General features: G+C 73.1%; 8 protein-coding genes. 2 read left to right on the top strand and 6 right to left on the bottom strand.

What is annotated here, in order from left to right; translation table 11 throughout:
* Positions 1-99 precede the first annotated feature (99 nt).
* The 5 genes from OG948_RS48255 to OG948_RS48235 are packed head-to-tail and all read right to left on the bottom strand — an operon-like array spanning position 100 to position 15,713.
* A complete protein-coding gene (locus OG948_RS48255) occupies positions 100-306 on the bottom strand; it encodes an MbtH family NRPS accessory protein (RefSeq protein ID WP_331771382.1) in 207 nt (68 codons plus the stop codon).
* Entirely contained in the window at positions 303-5,981 is a 5,679-nt protein-coding gene (locus OG948_RS48250) for an amino acid adenylation domain-containing protein (protein WP_331771381.1), read from the bottom strand. Before OG948_RS48250 ends, OG948_RS48255 begins: the two co-directional genes overlap by 4 nt.
* Complete coding sequence (locus OG948_RS48245; protein ID WP_331771380.1) at positions 5,978-9,307, bottom strand: amino acid adenylation domain-containing protein; 3,330 nt, start codon at positions 9,305-9,307, stop codon at positions 5,978-5,980. The genes OG948_RS48250 and OG948_RS48245 overlap by 4 nt, the downstream gene beginning before the upstream one ends.
* Positions 9,304-12,495 carry an amino acid adenylation domain-containing protein gene (locus OG948_RS48240; protein WP_331771379.1) on the bottom strand — a complete coding sequence of 1,064 codons (3,192 nt, stop codon included), beginning with the start codon at positions 12,493-12,495 and terminating at the stop codon, positions 9,304-9,306. The genes OG948_RS48245 and OG948_RS48240 overlap by 4 nt, the downstream gene beginning before the upstream one ends.
* 2 nt (positions 12,496-12,497) lie before the next feature.
* A complete protein-coding gene (locus OG948_RS48235; RefSeq protein ID WP_331771378.1) occupies positions 12,498-15,713 on the bottom strand; it encodes an AMP-binding protein in 3,216 nt (1,071 codons plus the stop codon).
* 493 nt (positions 15,714-16,206) lie between these two features.
* Between OG948_RS48235 and OG948_RS48230 the strand changes: the two genes are divergently transcribed.
* The gene (locus tag OG948_RS48230; RefSeq protein ID WP_331771377.1) at positions 16,207-16,410 is read left to right on the top strand and encodes a DUF6229 family protein; all 204 of its coding nucleotides are present in this window, start codon (positions 16,207-16,209) and stop codon (positions 16,408-16,410) included.
* A gap of 89 nt (positions 16,411-16,499) precedes the next feature.
* On the top strand, positions 16,500-19,406 hold the full coding sequence (locus tag OG948_RS48225) for a type 2 lanthipeptide synthetase LanM family protein (RefSeq protein WP_331771376.1): 2,907 nt from the start codon (positions 16,500-16,502) through the stop codon (positions 19,404-19,406).
* Between the two features lie 72 nt (positions 19,407-19,478).
* Here OG948_RS48225 and OG948_RS48220 read toward each other — a convergent pair whose 3' ends face one another.
* A complete protein-coding gene (locus OG948_RS48220; RefSeq protein ID WP_331771375.1) occupies positions 19,479-21,377 on the bottom strand; it encodes an ATP-binding cassette domain-containing protein in 1,899 nt (632 codons plus the stop codon).
* Positions 21,378-21,572: the final 195 nt, after the last annotated feature.

Genomic DNA, 21,572 nt, shown 5'->3' with positions numbered 1-21,572 from the left:
CGGCAGCCACCGACGCGGCGCGCCCCGGAACCGGCTTTGTCGGGGTGGGTGCGGTGACGTCGCCGGCGAGGCCCGGGTGGGCTCGCCGGCGACGGTTGGTCATGGGTTCATCGCCTCGCGGGTGCTGCGGGGGCGTAGGTCGGTCCAGACCTTGTCGATGTGGGCCAGGCAGGCCGGGCGGGTGCCGGTGAAGCCTTCCGCGTGCCAGCCGGGTGGGATGTCGCGGTCGGTGGCCCAGACCGAGTATTGCTCCTCGTCGTTGATCACGACTCGGCAGTGGCGCTCGGGGGGTTCGTCGGTGGTCATACCTTCTCCAGTTCGGATGTGGGTTCGCTTTCGGGTTCGGATGCGGGGGACTTCCCGGTGGGTGGCGATGGGGGCGCGGCGTTGGCGCGCTTCTTGCGGCGTTCCTCGATGCCGATCAGGTCGTCCGGCATCGCGTCGGGGACGTCGTCGTCGAAGCGCGCGATCACCCGGTGGCGGAACGAGGCGAGCGCGAGCAGGATCATCGCGGACGCACACAGCAAATACAGGAAACCCGTGCCGCGGCCCTCGCCGACGCCGATCACCCGGCCGACGCTGGAGGCCAGCGCGCCGTCCGCGGTGAACAGTGGTTCGAGCAGGTGCACCGCCAGCGGCGCGATGACGCCGAAGCCCAGCGGGAGGGTGGACCACGCCACCATCGTGTTCAGCGCGATCACCCGGCCGTGGAACCGCTGCGGCACCTTGACCTGGATGATCGTCGCGTAGATGCCGTTGAGCAGCGACAGGCCGAAGAACACCCCGAAGAAGCCGACGCCGACCAGCACCGGCGAGGGCCGCAGCCCGGCCACGAAGGCGAACACCGCGATCAGCACGGTGGCCAGCAGGATGCCGTGCATCCTGCGGTGCCGAGGACCTCCCCACACCCCCATCGCCAGGCCGCCGAGCAGCGCGCCCGCGCCCGCCGCGACGCCGACCGCGCCCGCGGTGTGTACCGAGCCGAACGAGAGCACCAGCGGCGTCATCAGCACCAGCATCGGCGCGAGGAAGACGTTCAGCAGCGCGAAGTAGAGCAGCATCGTGCGGAATCCGGCGTGCCCCATCGAGTAGCGCACCCCGTTGGCGATCTCCTTCACCATGCTCTCGCGCCGGGTCTGCGCCATCGTGTCGGGGAAGGGCACGAACGCGACCACCGTCACCGCGATCACGAACGTGGTGATGTCGATCACCAGGATCCCGCCGAGTCCGATGCTCGCCAACAGCGCGACCGCGATCAGCGGCACCACCAACTGCGCCATCCCGGTGCTCATTTGCACGATGCCGTTGGCGTGCCCGAGGTAGCGCTTGGGCACCAGTTGCGGAACCGCCGAGTTGTAGGCCAGTCGTTGGAAGGTCGCCGTCACCGACAACACCACCAGGAGCCCGTACACCGCTCCCACGCCCAGATGGCCGCCCCACAACAGCAGCGCCATCACCACCTGCACCGCGCCCGCGGCGCAGTCCGCGGCCAGCATCACCGAGCGCCGACTGTTGCGGTCCACCACCGCACCCGCCAGCGGCGCGACCACGATCCCGGGGACCAGCGCCAGCACCGAGAACAGCGCGAACTGGGTGAGCGAATCGGTACGCAGGTAGATCCAGATCGGGATGGCGAACTCGGTCAGCGCCGACCCGGTGATCGAGGCGAGCTGCCCGAGCGCCACCGCCATGAACCGGCCCATGCTCGGCCGTACCGCCGGTGTGCGCGACGGTGTGGCCGCGACTGCGAATCCCGGCTCGTCCGCGGCTCCCGGCCTGTCCGCGAACGCCGGCTTGTCAGCGGCTCCCGCCTCGACGTCCGGGCCGGATACCCCGTCCAGCCACCAACCCGCGTCCTCCCCGCGCGCCGCCCGGGTCAGCGGTTCGGTGCGGTCCCGGGTCACCGCCTCGTGGGTGGCGGTGACGATCTCGGCCAGCTCGTCCGCGCGGTAGCGCAGGAAGTAGTGGCCGGCCTCGTCGATCACCACCAGCGCGGTGGAGTCGGCCATGAAGTGCCACTCCCGGTAACGCTCCTGGTAGAACTCGGTGCCGGGGTCGCGCTCGCCGATCACCGAGATCACCGGCGCGGCCAACGGCCGCATGCCCTCGGCCATCCGCCGGGTGAAGTACTCCTCCGAGGTCCGGCCGTCCTTGCGCATGTTGCGGACGATGAAGGTGACCTGTTCCTCGTCCAGGTCGCCCAGGTCCGCGCCCATCGAGGTCAGCCAGTTCAGGTGCACCCGGTCACCGCGCAGGCGCTCCAGTCCGGCGAAGCGGGACAGCGCGCCGAGCAGGCCGCCCTCGGGTCGGGCGAACGGGAAGATCGCGCCGAGGTAGACCGCCTCCAACGTGCGCCCCGACTCCTCCAGGAGGTGGGCGATCTGCGCGGTCAGCGCGCTGCCCACCCCGCAGTGGCCGTACAGCGCCAACGGCCCCTCGACCCGGGCCAGGATCTCGTCCACGCACTCCCGCGCGACCTCCTCGATCGGCCGGGGTGCCTCGGGCATGGACAGGTCGTGGCCGGGGATCGCCACCGAGTACAACGAGTGGCCGGCCGGCAGCGCGTCGGCCAGTGGCTGGTACACCACCGCGCTGCCGCCGCCGTAGGGCACGCACACCAGCGAGAGCACCCGCTGCGCGAGCGGTACGGGACGGGTCAACTCGTGCAGCAGCGAGCGCGGTTCGTCGGCGCCGCCCGGGCGGTCGATCAACGCGGCCAGTTCCCGGATGGTGCGGTGCTTGAACAACTCCAGCAGGCTCACCTGCCGACTGCCCGGCGGCAGCGCCTTGCGCAGCCGGGCCAACACCTGCATCGCCAGCAGCGAGTGCCCGCCCAGTTCGAAGAAGTCGTCCGTGACGCCGACCGAGGCGAGGTCGAGCACCGCCGTCCAGATCCCGACCAGGGCTTCCTCGGTCGCGCCCACCGGGGCGACCCGATCCGTGTCGCCCGCGCCCACGCCCGCGCCGGCGTCCGGTTCGGGCAGCAGGGCCCGATCCACCTTGCCGTGCGCCTTCAGCGGCATCCGATCCAGCCACACGAACCGGGACGGCACCATGTACTCGGGCAGCCGAACCAGCAGTTCGCGGCGCAGTTCGGCGGCGGCCGGCGGCTCGCCCGAATGCTCCTCGGCCGCCACCAGGTAGGCGATCAACCGCTGCGCGCCGGCCGGGCCACGCGCGTCCACCACGGCCTGCCCGACCTCGGGCCGGCCCCGCAACGCCTCCTCGATCTCGGCCGGTTCGACCCGATAGCCGCGGATCTTGACCTGCTGATCGCTGCGACCCAGGAACTCCACGTCGCCGCCGGGCAGATACCGGCCCAGGTCGCCGGTGCGGTACAACCGGGCGCCCGGCGGTCCGAACGGGTCGGGCACGAACCGGTCGGCGGTCGCGCCGGATTGCCCCAGATAGCCGCGTGCCAACCGCTCGCCGCCGATGTGGATCTCGCCGGTGACCCCGATCGGCACCGGTTCCAGGTGCTCGTCGAGCAGGTACACCCGGGTGTTCGCCAGCGGTCGGCCGATCGGCGTCACCGTGGAGGTGGGCTCGTCCTGTGGGCGGACCCGGTAGGTGGTCACGCCCACCGTGGTCTCGGTCGGCCCGTAGTGGTTGACCACCGCGCACGTCCCGAGCCGGGCCAGGTCCCGCGTCCACTCCCAGGACGAGCCCTCGCCGCCGAAGATCAACAACCTTCGGGGCAACAGGCGTTCCGGGCCGACTTCGGCGGCCAGCCCGGCCAGATGCGACGGCGTCATCTTGAGGTAGTCGACCGGATGCCGGTCCAGGTGGTCGGCGAACTCCGCGCCGGACAACCGCTTGGGGATCAGGTGCAGTTCGCCGCCGGTGGTCCAGGCGAGGTACAGCGCGGTGATGGCGAAGTCGAAGGACAACGACTGGGCCAGGCCGTGCACCGACCCGGGCACCACCTCGAATCGTTCGCGCACGCCGTCCAGATAGGCCAGCGCCTCGCGGTGCTGCACCGCGACGCCCTTGGGTCGGCCGGTGGATCCGGACGTGTAGATGACATAGGCCAGGTTCCCCGGCCCGGCCGGCACGGGTGGCGGGCCGGTCTCCTCGGCGGCGGTCGCGTCCGGTTCCCGATCGAGCAGGATCACCGTGCCGGGGTGACCCGCCGTGCGCTCGCGCAGCGTCGGGTCTGTCACCAGGACCCGCACATCGGCGTCCGACAGCATGAACGCCAGGCGCTCGACCGGCTGTTCGGGATCCAGCGGCAGGTAGGCCCCGCCTGCCTTGAGCACGGCCAGGACGGCCACCGCGAGGTCGAGCGACTGTTCCAGGCACAGCGCGACCGGCGTCTCCGGGCCGACGCCGTGCCCGCGCAGCCGGCGGGCGAGCCGGGCGGCGCGCGCGTCGAGTTCGCCGTAGGTGAGGGTCTCCCCCCGGTAGGTCACCGCCGGCGCACGCGGATCGCGAGCCACTTGGGCCTCGATCGCCGCCGTCAGCGTCGGGTGCTCGGGCGGCGGCGCGGCGGTGTCGTTCCAGCCGGTGGTGACCTGGGCCCGCTCCGTCGGCCCGAGCAGGTCGATCCGGGACAGCGGCGTACGCGGATCGGCGACCACCGCGCGCAGCAGGGTCTCCAGGTGTGCGGCCAGCCGGGCCACGGTGCTCGCGTCGAACAGGTCGGTGTTGTAGGTGAGCAGGCCGTGCATGCCGGTCGCGGTCTCGAACACGAACAGGCTCAGGTCGAACCGGGTGACCCGGGAGTCGCCGGTGAACCAGTCGTGGGTGAGCCCGGCGAAGCCGCGCTCGCCGCGCCCGTAGTTCTGCAGCGCGAAGGTGACCTGGAACAGCGGCGTGCGGCTGACGTCGCGGGTGACGTTCTGGTCGCGGACCACCCGGTCGAACGGGAGGTCCTGGTGGGCGTACGCGTCCAGGCAGCTCTCCCGGACCCGGCCCAGCAGTTCGGTGAAGCTGGGGTCCCCGTCCAGCGGCGCCCGCATGGCCAGCATGTTCACGAACATGCCGACCATCGGTTCCAGGTCCGGATGGGGGCGTCCGGCGATCGGGGATCCGACCGCGAAGTCGCGTTGTCCGCCGTGCCGGGACAACACCGCCTGCCACGCGGCGAGCAGGGTCATATAGGAGGTGGCACCGTGCGTGCGGCCCGACTCGGCGATCGCGGCGGCGAGTTCGGCGTCGAGGGTGAAGGTGTGCGCGTCACCGGCGAAGGTCTGCCGGGCCGGACGCGGTCGGTCGGTGGGCAGTGCGAGCGTGCCGACCCCGGCGAGCCGCTCCCGCCAGTACGCGGCGGCGCGTTCGCCTTCGGGACCGGCCAACCGCTCGCGCTGCCAGGCCGCGAAGTCGCCGTAGCGCACCGCCGGCGGGGGCACCTCGGACTCCCGGCCCGCCATGAACGCGTTGTAGTCGGACATCAGTTCGTTCACCAGGAGGTGGACCGACCAGCCGTCGCCGACCAGGTGGTGCAGGACCACCACCACTACGGTGTCCTCCCGGTCCAATCGCACCAGCGCGGCCCGGATCAGCGGCGGCACCTCCAGGTGGAACGGCCGGGCGAACTCCGCGCCCACCAGCGCCGCCGCCCATTGCTCCCGCGCCCGGGCGTCGAGGTCGCCGTCGGGCGAATGCCGGGTAACAGTGATCGGCATCGGCGGGTGCACCGTGGCGATCGGTCGACCGTCCACGCTGGTGGCGAACGTGGTGCGCAGGCTGTCGTGCCGGGCCGGGAGCGCGTTCAACGCGCGTTCCAACGCGTCCTCGTCCAGCCGTCCGCGCAGGCGCAGCGCGAACGGAATGGTGTACGCGGCGGTCCCGGGGGTGAGGTTCTCCATGAACCACAGCGGGATCTGCGCGGACGACAGCGGTACGTCCGCGCCCTCCGGCAGTCGCGGTATCGACGCCGGGGCGGTCGTCGCGGATCTGCGCAGCCGCTGTTCGAGCAGGGTGCGCTTGGCGGCCGACAGTTCGCCCGGCCGGGTCGGCGGCGCCGGGGTGAGCGTCATCGCGGGTCTCCCGTCTCGGCTTGGTCCAGCACCAGTCGTTCGGCGTCCGCCTCGGAGAGCGTGTCCAGTTCGGCCACCAGGAGTTCCTCGACCGAGGCGGCCAGTCCGGCGACCGTGGGGTCGGCGAACAGGGCGCGGATCGGCACGGTGAGTTCGATCGCCGCGCCGAGTCGGGCCACCGCCCGGGTGGCCAGCAGTGAGTGCCCGCCGAGCGCGAAGAAGTCGTCGAGCGCGCCGACCCGTTCCAGGCCGAGCACATCCGCGAAGGTCTGCGCGACCAGTTCCTCGGCGCTGCCGCGCGGTGCCACGAAGGACGCCTCCGGTGCGGCGCGTTGCTCGGGTGCGGGCAGCGCGGCCCGGTCCAGCTTGCCGTTGGCGGTCAGCGGCAGACGGGCCAGCACCACGAAGGCGGCGGGCAGCAGGTAGGCGGGCAGCGTCCGGGCGAGCGCGGCACGCACCGCGTCCGGGTCCGGGGCCGCCGCGTCGGTTCGGGGCACCAGGTAGGCGACCAGCCGTCGATCGCCCCGTTCCTCGCGCAGCAGCACGGCCGCCTGGCCGATGTCGGGCCGGGCGACCAGGGCCGCCTCGATCTCGCCGAGTTCGATCCGATAGCCGCGCAGTTTGACCTGGTGGTCGGTGCGGCCGAGAAACTCGAGCTGTCCGTCCGGCCGTTGCCGGGCACGGTCGCCGGTGCGGTAGAGCCGGGAGCCGGGTGGGCCGTACGGATCGGGCACGAAGTGACGCGCGGTCAGACCGGGGCGGCCGAGGTAGCCCCGGGCCGGCCCGATGCCGCCGACGCACAGTTCGCCGGGCACCCCGGGCGGCACCGGTTCCAGATGCCGGTCCAGCACGTGCACGCGCGTGTCCGCCAGGGGCCGTCCGATCGGCGGGCGAGTGCCGTCCCACGGCTCGGCCAGGGGCCCGGCCAGGGTCGCCGAGGTGGCGATGACCGCGGTCTCGGTGGGGCCGTACGTGTTGACCAGGTCGACCCGATCGCCGAACACCTCGCGCCAGCGCCGCATCGAGGCCACATCGGCCTGGTCGCCGCCGATGATCAGCAGCCGCAGCGCCGGCGGCCACGGCAGGCCCGGCGTCTGCGCGACCAGTTCGTGCCAGTACGGCGTGGGCAGGTCGAGCACGGTCAGCGTGCGGCCCGCGTCCGTGGCGAAGAAGTCCGGCAACAGCGCGTCGGCGGGTGCCAGTACCAGCGTCGCGCCGCCGAGCAGGGTCGGATAGACCTCCTCGACATGCGTGTCGAAGCCGAACGAGGCGAATTGCAGGACCCGGTCACCCGGGCCGGTCCGGTAGCGCTCGCGCATCCAGGCGAGCCGGGCGGCCAACGCCGCGCGGGTGATCAGGGTGCCCTTGGGCCGGCCGGTGGACCCGGAAGTGTAGACGAGGTAGGCGAGGTCCTCGGGGTCGGCGACGGACGCGAGCGGCTGTGCCTCCGCCGCCGACCCGTCTCCCCGACCGTTGTCGGCCCCGGCGCCGTCCAACGGCAGGATCGGCCGCCCGAAGTCGGCGAAGCGGTCGGCGAACTCGTCCCGGCACAAGAGTTGTTCAGCGCCGCTGTCGGCGAGCATGTAGGCGATCCGCTCGGCCGGCAGCTTGGGATCCACGGGCAGGTAGGCGCCGCCCGCCTTGAGTACGGCCAGCAGCGCGACGATCGTCTCGATCGAGCGCTCGGCGCACACCGCGATCACCGAGTCCGGCCCGGTGCCGCCGCGCCGCAACACCCGGGCCAGCCGGTTCGCCCGGGCGTCCAGCTCGGCGTAGTCGATGCGATCGTCGCCGGACTCGACCGCGTCGGCATGCGGGGTGCGCAGCGCCTGCACCTCGAAGGCCAGGACCGGGTCCGGGCATTCGCCGAGCGGCGGACCGGCCGCGGCGGCCAGCACCCGCGCGCGGTCGGTCGCCGGCAGCAGCGGCAGCCGGGACAGCGGCGTGTCCGGGTCGGCCACGGCCCCTTCGAGCAGTGTCTCGAGGCAGCGGGCGAGGCGGGTGACGGTCTCGGGGACGAAGCGTTCGGTGTCGTAGACGAACTCGACCACGAGTTCGTCCCCTTCCGGCCACACCTCCAGCGTCAGGTCGAACTTCGCCTGGCGAAAGCCCGATTCGAAGACCTCGGCGCGCACCTCGCCGAGCCGCAGCCCGGGTCCGGCGGGTGGCCGCAGGGTCAGCATGGTCTGGAACACCGGCGGGACGTCCGGATCGCGCTCCACGTCCAGGGCGCCCAACAACCGCTCGAACGGTACGTCCTGGTGTTCGTAGGCCTGGAGCGCCACCGTGCGGGTGCGGGCCAGGAAGGCCCGGAAGGTGGGGTCCTCGGCGGTGCTCCCGCGCAGGACCAGCGTATTGAGGAAGTAGCCGACCAGCGGCTCGTACTCCTCCTCGTCCCGGCCCGCCAGCGGCGAGCCCACGCACACGTCCTCCTGGCCGCAGTAGCGCGAGAGCAGAGTCTGGTACGCGGCGAGCAGGGTCATGTACAGCGTGACCTTCTCGCGCCGCGCGAGTTGCTCGATGCCGGTGCGCAGTCTTGCCGGCAGGTGGTGGGTGACGGTGCCACCGCGCGCGGTGTGGGTGCCGGGGGTGCGCGGGAAGTCGGCGGGCAGGTCCAGGGTCGGCGCGCCCGCGAGTTGCCTGGTCCAGTAGGCCAGTCGCGCGTCGAATTCGGGCGAGTCGACGAGTTCGCGCTGCCGTCGTACGTAGTCTCCGTAACTCAGCGGCAGTTCGGCCGGCGGCGAGGGCTGCCCGGACGCGAACGCCCGGTACAACGCCGCCAACTCGGTGTCCAGGACATTCATCGACCAGCCGTCGGCCACGATGTGATGCAGGATCAGGCACAACACGTGGTCGTGTGCGGCGTCGTCCAGGCGCAGCAGACTCGCCCGCAGCAGCGGGCCTCGGGCCAGGTCGAACGGGCGGTTGGTGCGCTCGGCGACCAGTTCGCGGGCGTGCCGCTCGCGTTCGCCCGGGACGCCGTCGACGCCGACGCGTTCGAGCACGAAGCCGCCGGGCGGGCCGATCACCTGGGCGGGCACGCCGTCGCGATCCGGGAAGACGGCGCGCAGGCTGCCGTGCCGGGCGACCAGTTCGGCCAGCGCGCGTTCGAGCGCGTCGGCGTCCAGCGGGCCGCGCAGGCGGTGCACCTGGAACATGTTGAACGCGGCGTCGCCGGGGTTGAGCCGGTCCAGCAGCCAGAGCCGTTCCTGGCCGGCGGACAGCGGCAGGTGTTCGGCCCGCCCCGGATCGGGACGGTGCGTGGGCCGCGCGGTCGGCGCTTGCCGGTACGTGTGCGGATCGTGGGTCGGAGAGGGGTTGTTCATGGCCGCCGTTCGCTTCGCATCGCGGAGACCGCGCTGGTGAGTCCGGTGATGGTCGGGGATTCGAAGAACACGTGCAGCGGTACGTCCACGCCCAGGCGTTTGCGGATCCGGGCGCCGATGCGGGTGACGGTGAGCGAGTGCCCGCCCAGGTCGAACAGGTCCTCGTCGGGGCGGATGTCGTCCAGACCGAGCACCTCGCACCAGATCGCGGTGATCTCGGCGGTCGGGCCCGGATCGACGGGCTCGCGTTCCGGGTCGGATTCGCCGCGCTCCCGGCCCGCGGGCGCCGGGCCCGGATGCGACTGCGCGGTGCGCAGGCGCGGCGGAGCGGGCAGCGCGGCCCGGTCCAACTTGCCGTTGGGCGTCAGCGGCAGACGCTCCAGCACGACAAAGGCGCCGGGCACCAGTGCGCGCGGCAGGGTCGCGGCCAGGTGCACGCGCAGTTCGGCCGGGCTCGGAGCGGGGCCGCCGCGCGGTACCAGGTAGGCGACCAGGCGCGGGCCGTCGGCGGCGTCCTGCCGGGCCAGTACGGCGGCCATCGCGATCTGCGGATGCCCCAGCAACGCGGCCTCGATCTCCCCGAGTTCGATCCGATGACCGAGGATCTTGACCTGGTGGTCGACCCGGCCGAGGAACTCGATCCGGCCGTCCGCGCGGTAGCGGGCCCGGTCGCCGGTGCGGTACAACCGGGCGCCGGGCGGTCCGAACGGGTCGGGCCCGAACCGGTCCGCGGTGCCGCCGGGCAGGTGTCGGTAGCCGCGGGCCACTCCGCTGCCGCCGATGTACAGATCACCCGCGACGCCGACCGGGACGGGCTGCGACTCGTCGTCCAGGATGTACATCCGGGTGTTGGCGATCGGGCGGCCGATGCTCACCCGGTCCTCGTCCACCCCGATTTCCGCGACGCTGGACCACACCGTGGTCTCGGTCGGGCCGTACGCGTTGACCAACCGCCGCACTCGACGGCGCAGTTCCCGGGCCAGCGGTACCGGGAGCGCCTCGCCACCGGCGACCGCGAGCACGGCGGGCTCGCGGAAGCCGGCGTCGAGCAACATCCGCCAGCCGGACGGGGTGGCCTGCACGTGCGTGACGCGTTCGGCGCGGATCAGTCGCAGCAGCGCCCCGCCGTCGCGCACCTCGCCGTCCTGCGCGAGGACCAGTCGCCCGCCGGTGATCAGTGGCACGAACAGTTCCAGGGCGGAGATGTCGAAGGACGCCGAGGTCAGTCCGAGCCACACCGGGTCGCGATCGCCGGCCAGGATGTCGCGCATCGACGCGAGCAGGTTGCCCAGCGCGCCGTGCTCGATCTCCACACCCTTGGGCCGGCCGGTGGAGCCGGAGGTGGCCAGCACGTAGGCCAGGTCGCCCGGGCGCGGCGGCGCGCACGGCCCCTCGGCGTCCGCAGTCGGCGTCCCGATCTCCTCGATCAGCAGGGCGCCGGCGGCGTGTTCGGGGAATCGGGTGAGCAGGTCGTGCTCGGTCAGCAACATCGTCGCCGCGCAGTCGCCGAGCACCGAGGCCAGCCGCGCCGAGGGGTACTCGGGGTCCAGCGGCAGGTAGGCGGCGCCGGTCCGCAGGACGCCGAGCAGGGCCGTCGGCAGTGCGGCGGTGCGGCGCACGCAGACCGCCACCAGGTCGCCGGGTCCGACCCCGGCGGCGCGCAGGCGCTCGGCGACCGCCTCCACCGCCGTGCCCAGGTCGGCGTAGGTCAGCCGCTCGGCGCCGCAGTGCACCGCCGGCGCGTCCGGGGTGCGGGCGACCTGCGCGGCGAACAGTTCCGGCAGCGTCGCGGGATCGTGCTCGCGGGCGGTGTCGTTCCAGTCGCCCAGGATCGCGGCCCGCTCCCGGTCGGACAGCAGCGCGAGCCGGGACAGCGCGGTGTCCGGGTCCGCGACGATCGCCCGCAGCAGGGTGGTGAGGTGGTCCGCGATGTCGAGCGCCGTGCCCGAATCGAGGGCCCGCGCGGCGTGGTGCAGGGTCAGCGTGAGTCGGTCGGGGTCGTCCAGGCATTGCAGGTGCAGGTCGCCGCGCGCGGACCGGTTGAACATGGTCCAGTCGATCGAGGTCGGCAACTCGGTGAAGCCGGGCACCTCGGTACGGCGGCGATAGCTCATCGACACCGGGGCCAGGGCCAGACGCGGGGTGAGGCCGGGCACCGCGCGGCCGAGCGGCACGTCGCGCACCGTGTACAGCTCGCGCAGGTCCGCGCGCAGCGCCCGGGCGAAGGCGCCGAACGGCGTGTCCGCCAAGGGCTGCGTGTGTACCGGGAGTTCGTTGACGTACGGGCCGATCCGGTCCCGGGTGTGCGGGGTGCGGGTCCCCAGGTCGATGGCGACCGTGGGGTGTTCGTTGCCGTAGCGCCACAGCAGCACGTGCAGGGCGCCCAGCAGCAGCGCGAACGAGCTGACGCCCAGCGATTCGGCGGTGTCGGCGATGCCGCGCCGCAGTTCGTCGTCCACCGGGATCGGCACGGCCGCGCCGGGGCCGCCATCGGTGCCGGTGCGTCCGGATCCGGGCAGCACCACGCCGGCTGGTTCCTGGGGCTCGGCGGCGAACCGGGACTTGGCGAGCGTGACGCGGCGGGCGAAGTCCACCGCCTCGCGGGCGGTGCGCTCGGCGTCGGCGGGATCCGCCGGGTCCGGGAGAGCGGGCAGGTCGGGCTTGGTCCCGGTGCCGAACGCGGTGTAGTGCGCGGCCAATTCGCGGACGAGGATGTCCTTGGAGCCGCCGTCGAAGGCGAGATGGTGCGCGACGATCAGCAACACCTTGGGCGCGGTGGCCGCGTCGATCAGCGTGAAGCGCACCAGCGGGCCGGCGGCGGGGTCGAACGGGCGCACCGTCTCGCGTCGGATCAGCTCCGCCGCCGCGGCCTCGCGCAGGTTCGCCGGTGTGTCGCCGAGCCGCTCGGTGACCAGGCGGGGCGGGTTGTCGGCGGGGACCAGCCACAGGTCGCCGTCGGCTTCGCGCAGCGCGCTGCCCAGGACCGGGTGACGGGCCACGAGCGCGTCGCACGCGTCGGCCAGCGCGACCGGGTCGAGGTCGCCGGTGAAGCGAATGGTGAGCGGCATGTGGTGTGCGGTGCCGGTGCGACCGGCGAGTTCGGTGAACCGGATGCCGTGTTGCGCCGGGGAGACCGGGGCGCGGTGGACGGGTTCCGGCGGCAGGGATGCCGGCTGGGACTTGCGCATCGTCAGCCCTTCTCGATGGCGGTCGGTGAGTGCGCCAACGCGTCGGCGTCCCCGAACACCGGCGCGTGGGGGTGGTCGAGCGCGTGCCCGCAGGCGTCGACGAAGGCCCGGGCGAGGCCCTCGACGACACCGCGCTCGAACGCCCGGTCGTTGTACAGCAGCCAGCCGGCGATGGTGCCGTCCGGTTGTTCGGCGAGCGCCAGTTCCGGCACGCCCAGGTCCGGTCGGCCGCCGGGCGTGCCCCATTCCGCGTCCAACTCGCGGGGCAGCTCGAAGGGTTCGGAGAGCAGGCCGAGGAAGTGCGCCGGGTTGGTCCAGCTCTCGTAGCGGATCCAGGCCGCGTCCGGAAAGCGCGGGTAGAACTCGGCGAACGGATAGCTCTGATGCTCGTTGGCGGCCAACGCGGCGCCGCGGACCCGGCCGACCAGGTCCTCGAAGGAGGGGTCGCCGTGCAAGTCGACGCGGATCAGCAGGGATTGCACCAGGCAGCCGATCAGGTTCTCGCTGCCCGGTCGCGAACGTCCCGGGACCGGTGACATCACCACGATGTCGCGGGTGCCGGCCGCCTGGGCCAGCACGCTCGTCCAGCACGCGGTGGCGAGCATGAACGCGGTCGCGCCCCGCTCCCGCACGCCGGCGCGCAGCCGGGCCACCAGGGCCGCGTCCAGGGCGAACCGTACCGAGCCGCTGTGCAGCCGGTCGGTGACGATCCGGTCCGGGAAGGGATCGATCGCGGAGGGTGCGCCCGCCAACGACTCCTCCCAGAACGGCCGGGTGCGCGGCCACTGCGCGCGGGCCCAGGCCAGATGCTCGGAGCAGGTCGGTGTCGGCGGCGGCGGGCCGGGCCGGCCGGTGCGGGTCGCGGAGTACACCAGCGCGAGTTCGCGCAGCAGCACGCCCATCGACCAGCCGTCGAAGACCATGTGGTGCACCGCGAGGATCAGGACGTGGTCCTCGGTGTCGAGTTCGATCACCAGGGCGCGCACGAGCGGACCGGCGGCCAGGTCCCAGTCGTGCTCACGCTCACTGCGCGCGTGCTCGCGGGCGAACCGTTCGCGCTCGGCGGTCGTCGCGCCCTGTGCCCGCACCCGGCGTACCTCGGGCGGCAGTTCCGGCAGGACGATCGCCTCCGCGGCGCCGTCGCGATAGTGGAACACCGTGCGCAGAGCCTCGTGTCGGCGCACGATTTCGGCCAGAGCCGCCTCCAGCGCGTCCGGGTCGAACGCGTCGGTGATCCGGATCCCCACGCTCACCGGGCCCACGTCGCGCGTCTCGTCGGTCGCGTGCATCCAGACGAAGAAGTTCTCCTGCTGCGAGCTCAGCGGCATCCGGGCGGGCGCGGGCGCCGGCTCCGGCGCGCTCGGGCGCACGGTTTCCGATCCGGCCCGCGCGCTGTCGATCCACGCCGCCTGGGCGGCCAGTTCGGGGTGGTCGAAGGCCAGCGACGCGGGCACTTCCAGGGCGAACAGGCGCTCCGCGGCGGCGGCCAGTCGGCCGGCCTTGAACGAGTCCCCACCGAGCGCGAAGAAGTTGTCCTCGCCCCCGGCGCCGGCGGCGCCGAGCACCTCGTTCCACAACCCGGCGACCGCGACCTCGGTCGCGGTCGCCGGGGCTCGCCCGGGGGATGTGTCGGCCGCGGTCAATCGGGCCCGCAACTGCGCTTTGCGCACCTTGCCCGCCGGGTTCCTGGGCAGGGTGTCCACGCGCAGGAACCGGGTCGGGATCTCGTGCCGGGCCAGCCGTTCGCGCAGGAACACCCGCAGGTCCTCGGCCGACGCCTCGGCGCGGAGCACCAACGCGGCGGCGACCATGGTGCCCATCGCCGCGTGCGGCACACCGAACACGGACGCGTCCGCGACGGCGGGGTGTTCGTACAGCGCGGCCTCCACCGCGAGGGTGGACACGCGCAGCGCGCCGGACTTGATCAGGTCGCTTTCCCGGTCGACGAGGTACAGGTAGCCGTCCGCGTCGAGCCGGCCGATGTCGCCCATGCGCACCCAGCCGTCGGTGAACACCGCCGTGTCGGCCCCGGGGTCGCGGTAGTAGCTGCGCGACGCGGTGGGCGAGCGCAGCCAGATCTCGCCGGTCTCGCCGACGGGCACGGCCTCGCCGTCCGGGCCCAGGACCCGCAGGTCCTCGCGCCCGGTGCCGCGCCCCACCGAGGTGGGCCGTTCGGGGTCGAAGACCATGGTGGTCTGCGCGGGCGCCGCCTCGGTGGAGGTGTACGCGTTGACGATGGTGGCGTCCGGGAACGCCTCGGTCAGCGCGAGCGCCGTGGCCGGGGGCAGCGCGGCGGCGGTCGAGCCGAACAGTTGCACGGAGCCGACGTCGTGCCGGGTCCAGGCCCTGGAGTTCACCAACTCGCCCGCCATCGCGGGGACGGTGAACACCGTCCCGACCCGATGGGCGGCGATCAACGCGCAGAACTCCTCGGCGTCGAACGTCGGTGCGCACAGCGCGGTCGGCGCGGCGGTCAACGCGTTGAGCAGCATCGTCTGGCCCGCGTTGGTGCCGATCACAAACGCGTGCAGGAAGTGTCGAGAGTGGGCCAACTGCCGTCGACGCGGCGCGAATTCGTGGCCGAAGGCGAGGTTGGCGTGGGTGGCGGCGACACCCTTGGGGGTACCGGTGGTGCCGGAGGTGTACAGGATCTGGGCCAGGTCGTCGGGGCCCGGCGGGGACGGGTCGGGTGGTTCCGCGGGGGCCCGACGCGGTACGGGATCGCGGTGCGCGGCCCGTTGGGCGGCGGCCTCCAGGTCGGCGGCGGGGGCGGTCCACGCATCGGTCGCCGGTGGCCGGATTCCGACGCCGTGCAGGACGGCGCCGGCCGCGCAGTGGGTGAGCATGGTGCGCAGCGCGGCGGGCGGCAAGCGCTCGGGCAGCGGCACCGCGACCGCGCCGGCCCGTTGCACCGCGCAGTAGGCGACGGCGTAGTCGGCCCATTCCGAGCCGGTGAAGATCAGCCCGACCCGGTCCCCCGCGTGTACCGAGCGGGCCCGCAACTCCCTTGCGAGCAAGGTGGATCGGTGGTCCCAGCCGGCGAAGGTCAGGCGACTTTCGGATCTTCCGGGCACCAGGATGGCGACTCGTTCGGGGTCGACGAGCGCGCGGGCTGCCAACAGGCCCGGCACGGTCGGCCCCGACGTGGTCGGGTCGGTGGCGCCGGTCGTGGAGCGCACCGGGTCGGTGGGTCCGCGGCGGGTGTCGGCGGCGGTCATGTCGCGATCCGATGCGGCGCGATCGGGTCCGGACATGGGTGAGCTCTGGCTCTGCGCATGGGATATCTCCGGGGTAGGAGCGAAACGCGGAACGCCATGGGCAACATCGGCCCATGCTGAGCGGCGGAAAATGCCATACGGGAACCGCCGATCCGGTCATGGAGCGATGACCGTCGGCGACGACTCCAAGACTGTCAATGGACTAGACCAATGACAAGAGCCGGCCGGAATCCCGCTGCCGATCCGGGGCGGAAACCGGACGGTGGGCCGACCCGGACCCCCGTCGCGGGAGACCACCGGTTGGTCGCCCGGCTTCGTGCGAACGCCCTGATTCCCCTGCCTGGCGGGCGAATTCACCCGCCGAAAACTGGGTCTGTCGCCGCCGTCCTTACGGCGCTACCGTGAGCCTGCCGCACTTCCCTAACCCAGGGTCGATGACCGGTGCACCCGGCGTACCGGCCGGGTCGTCCGGCATCGGCGGAAAGGTATCGCCATGCGCACCGCATCGAATGCCGCTCGGAACGCCGTCGTCAACGCCTGGCGCTCCGGCGCCGAATCGGCCGACGGCGTCGAGAACCCCGCCGGTTCGCTCTACATCGGCGGATCCGCAACCGAACAGAGCCTCACCGAGATCGACGTCGCCGCGATCAGCTGCGGCACCGCGTGCTCCGGGTCGCGCACTCGCCCCTGTTGTTGATCCGTTCCACACCGGCCCGCCGCCCGGAACCGTCGCCTGTCGACCGGTTCCGGGCGGCGAGTCCGTCCTCGATGGGTGGCGATCCGCGCATGGCAATCCCGGTCCGGCCCCGCCCCGTGGTCACCTACGACGACGCCGGCGAATTCGACGCCGCGTTCGAGCCGTTGATCGGCCCCGCCCTGGACCGCTTCCGACGCCGGCTGCGGGCGATCCCCGATCCCCTGTCGACCGTCGAGCGGGAAGTCCTGCTGCGTGCCGCCCACCACTCGCTGCTGGACGTGGTCCGACCCAAGGCCAACCGGCTGCTGCTGCTCGAACTGCACGCCGCCCGGATGTCCGGCCGCCTCACCCGAGACACCAGCGCGCGACGCTGGGACGAGTTCCTCGAACTCGCCTCCGGTGCCGAGTTCTGGCGCGAACTCGATTTCGACTACCCGGCGTTCGCACCGCGCCTGGAGCGAGTGATCCGCAATCGATGCGCCGCCCTGCTCACCCTGGCCCGGCACCTGGCGAGCGACCGGTCGCGCCTGGCCGACCTGCTCGGCAGGCCGCCCGGCGACCTCGTGGAGATCCGCCTGGACGCCGGCGACTCGCACCGCGGCGGCCGTACCGTCGCCCTGGTCCGCTTCGAGGCCGGCCGCGCGGTGTACAAACCCCGCTCGCTCGACGTGGACGCCGCGCTCGCCGCGACGCTGGAGGAACTCCTGGCCGGCACCCCGCACCCGGATCGCATCAAGGTGCCGCGCGTGCTGCTCGGCACCGACTACGGCTGGGCCGAGCACATCGAACACCGCTACTGCGCGAACCCCGCCGAACTCGCCCGGTTCTACCGGGGCTTGGGCGAGTGGATGTGCGTGATGCAGCTGCTCGGCGCCACCGACCTGCACTCGGACAACGTGATCGCCCAGGGGCCGGTGCCGTGGGTGGTGGACTGCGAGACGCTGTTCAGCCCGGAACCCCCGATGGCCGCCAGCGGACTCGGTGACGCCTTCGACACCGCCGCCGCCTCGGTTCGCCGAACCGTGCTGCGCACCGGACTGTTGCCCATGCGACTGGCCCAACTCGTGCTCCAGGGCGTAGACATGTCCGCCGTGGGCGCACTGCCCGAGCAACAGCCCCGGATCCCGGCACCGGTGATCGCCGGGGCCGGAACCGACCTGGCCCACCTGGCGATGGAGCCCGCCGACGTGGGCGGTTCGGCCAACCTGCCCGCCCCCGACGCCGATCCGATCGCCCATCAGGACGACATCGTGCGCGGCTACCGCGACCTGCGCCACCGACTCGACGCGCTGGACCGGGACGGCCGGCTGCGCCCGATGCTGGACGGCTTCGTCGGCTGCGACCTCCGTGTGGTGCTGCGGCCCACCCAGGTCTACGTGGAGATCGCCCGGATGTTGTGGCATCCCGCGTCCCTGCACGACGAACCCCCGGCCGTCGAACGCGCCACGGACGTGCTGACCCGGCAGGCGAAGGCACTGCACGGCGCGCCCTCCACCCCGGAGGTGGTCGGCGCCGAGGTCGCCGATCTGCTGGACGGCGACATCCCGTTCTTCGGCGTACGGCCCGAACACGGCCGGATGGACGGGCCGCGCGGCACCACATGGGGAGAGCCGGTCCACCTGATCGACGCGAGTGTCGAGCGCTGGCGGGCGGGCGATCCGCGGTTCGAGGAGGTGATGATCCGCTCGTCGCTGCTGGGCGTCTACCGCGACCGCAGCGCGATCCCCGAGGCGGAACGACGGCACGAGACCCCGGTCCGGACCGGCGACCTCGAGGAACGGCGCCGCGACCTGGCCGCCCGATTCGCCCGGGACCTGTGCGCACGAGCGGTGATCGGCGCGGACGGGACGGCCACCTGGATCGGGCCGGTCTACACCGAAGGCGGGTTCAGCGTGCGGCCGTTCGCCGCCGATTTCTACAGCGGGCAGGCCGGGGTCGCGCTGGCACTGGACACCTACCTGGCCCGCTCCCGCACCGGCCGGGTGCCGACGGTGCCCGGTCTGCGGGCGATCGCCGACGGCGCGATCCGGGCGCTGGCGGCGATGGAGGACGCGGTACCCACCGGCCGGCTCGGCGCGTTCGACGGGATCGGCGCGGCCGTACGCACCTGGCTGGCGCTGTACGCCCGCTCCGGCCGGCCGGCGGACCTGGAACGCGCCGTCCGACACGCCGAGCGCGCGCCGGGCCTGTTGGCCCAGGACACCATCCTGGACGTCGCGGGCGGCGCGGCCGGATTGATCGTGCCGCTGCTGGCCCTGGCCGGCGTCACCGGCGACGGCCGATGGCGCGAGGTCGCCGAGTCCGCGGGGGCCCTGCTGGTCGAGCGCGCCGTCGTCGAGGACGGCGACGCGGGCCGCACCGCGCGCTGGCCGACCGCGCTCTTCCCGGACGGCATCGGCGGATTCGCGCACGGATCGGCGGGCATCGGCTGGGCACTGGACCGCCTGTCCCTCGCGACGAACGATCCGGGGCCGCTCGAACCGGCCGCCCGCGCCTGGGCGTTCCAGGAGGACCTGTATCGGCCGGAGGCCGCCGCCTGGCTGGACGGCCGGGAAGCGGACCAGGTCCTGTACCTGGACTCCTGGTGCCACGGCAGCACGGGCATCGGCCTGGCCTCCTGGGACCTGTACGCGCGCACCGGTGCCCCCGCCCACCTGGACCGCGCGCTGCGCGCCGCGGCGGCGACCCGGCGTACCGGGTTCGGCTGGGACTACACGCTGTGCCACGGCGACGCGGGCTCCTGGGAACTCCTGGACACCCTCCTGCGCGGCGCCCCCGACCGACTGCGCGCCCACCTCCCGGACACCCCCACCCGGGACCACCTGGACGCCCTCCTGCTCACCGCGCTGGAAACCTACGGCCCCCTCACCAAGTCCATCACCGACACCACCACCGGTCTGCTCCCGGGCACCGCGGGCGCCCTCCACCAACTCCTGCGCCTGGACCACACCGACCCGGAACGTGCTCCGTCCCTGTTGCTGCTCGACGAGTTGTAGGGCGAGCCGGGGCGCGTCCCCGAGCCCCGCCGCGGTGCTCGGCGGGCATCGAGGACACGCCCCGGGCCGGTCTCACCCCGCCGGGTCGGCGTACGCCTGCGCCTGGAGGCGGTACAGCTCCGCGTACTCACCGCCCTCGCGCATCAGTTGCTCGTGTGTGCCCTGCTGGACCACCTCACCCGCGCGCAGCACCACGATGCGATCGCATTCGCGTACCGAGGCCAGGCGATGGCTGATCAGCACCACCGTGCGCCCCGCCGCCAAGCGCCGGATGTTCGCGTACACCGCGTGCTCCGCCCGCGCGTCCAGTGCCGCCGTCGGCTCGTCCGCGATCAACAGGCGCGCGTCCCGGTAGAAGCCGCGCGCGATGCCGATCCGCTGCCACTGCCCGCCGGACAGATCCACCCCGGCCCGGAACTTCTTCGACAACAACGTGTCGTACCCGTGCGGCAGGCGCTCGATCAGCCCGTCCGCCCCCGCGTCCCGCGCCGCGCGCAGCATCGCCGCGCCCTCCGGATCGACCCGATCGGCCCGCCCCAGCACGATATTGCCGCGCGCGGTCAGCGGCCAGCGGGTCGGCTGCTGCATCACCAGCGCCACCTGCTCGCGGATTCCGGCCGGATCCACCTCGGCCAGGTCGGTATCGTCCCAGTGCATCGTGCCCTTGTCCGCGTGGTAGAGCGCGGCCAACAGGAGCGCGAGCGTGGTCTTTCCGGACCCGTTCTCGCCGACCAGGGCCACCGTCTCGCCCCGGCGGATCACCAGATCCACCCCGCGCAGCGCCGACTCCGCACTCCCGGGATAACCGAAGTAGACGTCCCGCAGCCGGATCTCGGCGAACCCTACCGGCACCGCCACCGTCGTCCTCGGCCGTGCGCGAGCGCTCGCCTGCTCCAGGAACGCGTGATAGTCGGCGATGTACAGGGACTTCTCGTAGAGCCGGTCGACCGCGACCATCAAGGTGGCCAGCGAACCACTCGCGGTACGCACCGCCAGCACCGCCGTGCCCGCCACCGCGAGCGGCACGATCTCGGCACGCACCAGCAGACCCAGCGCGACGTACGTGGCCCCCAGTGCCAGGCCGGAGAGCGTCCGTCCGATCAGCCCCACCCGGACCTGCGCGTAGCCGACCCCGACCTCCGCCCGCTCCACCGACCCGGCCAGCCGCCGGAATTCGGCCAACAGCGGTCGCTCGGCGGTACAGGCCCGAACCTCCGCCGCCGCCTCCCGGGCGCTGAGCAGGTCGGCGAACAACCACAGTCGCCGATACAGCGTCATGCGCCGGACCATGCCCTCGAAGCCGATCCGGGCCGAGCGCAGCGCCGCCCACCCCTGCGGCGCGATCGACAGGGCCAGCAGCGGCAACAGCACCGGATGCAACCCGGTCACCACGCCGATCCCGACCAACAGGCCCACCAGCGCCCCCAGCAGCTCGACCGCGTGCCCCAGGGCCAGTTGCGCGTGATCGATGCCGCGATCGCGGGCCCGGGCCAGCGCGTCGTGCCAGTCCGCGTCGTCGAACGCGCCCAGGTCCGCGCCGACCGCCGCGGCGTGCAGCCGATTCTCCGCCACCCGGCGAATGCCCGGGGACAACCGCGCCTGGGTCGCCGCCACCACGGTCTCCAACCCCGCCCGCACCGCCGTGGCCGACACCACCGCGATCACCGCCGGCAGCGCGGCACCGACCCGGTCCGGCGCCGGCCCCGAGGCGAACAACGCCCCCAACGCCCGCGCGGTGGCCAGCAACGCCAGCGCCGTGGCCACCCCGGCGGCCGACTGGGCCAGTACCAGCAGCCACGTCGCACGCCGACTCGCCGCCCGGGACAGTCGCCACACCTGCACCAGCGCGACCGGCAGCCGAGTGAGCATCCGACCCAGGCCCGCGTTCGCCGCGTCCCCGTCGAACGGGGTGTCGTACCCCTCCCCCAATTCGTCGAACTCGCCCATCCCCGAAGGCACTTGCCCAGCCATCCCGAACCCCTCCCGGCCGACAGGTACGGTATGCCCGGGACGGGGGTGCGCTACGGGTACGGATGGGGTCCGACCCCGGACGGGGCAACTCCCGCCGCCGCGCCCGGCCCCGGTCCGGGATCGACGCCACTCGGTCCGGGATCGACCCGAATCCGCTCGGTCGGGGCCGCTCCGCTCGGTCGGGGCCCGCTCCGC

Origin of the sequence: Embleya sp. NBC_00888 (genome assembly GCF_045207655.1) — a bacterium.
Classification (GTDB): domain Bacteria; phylum Actinomycetota; class Actinomycetes; order Streptomycetales; family Streptomycetaceae; genus Embleya.
The sequence above is the reverse complement of the archived record's forward strand: the minus strand, read 5'-3'. Positions and strand labels throughout refer to the sequence as shown.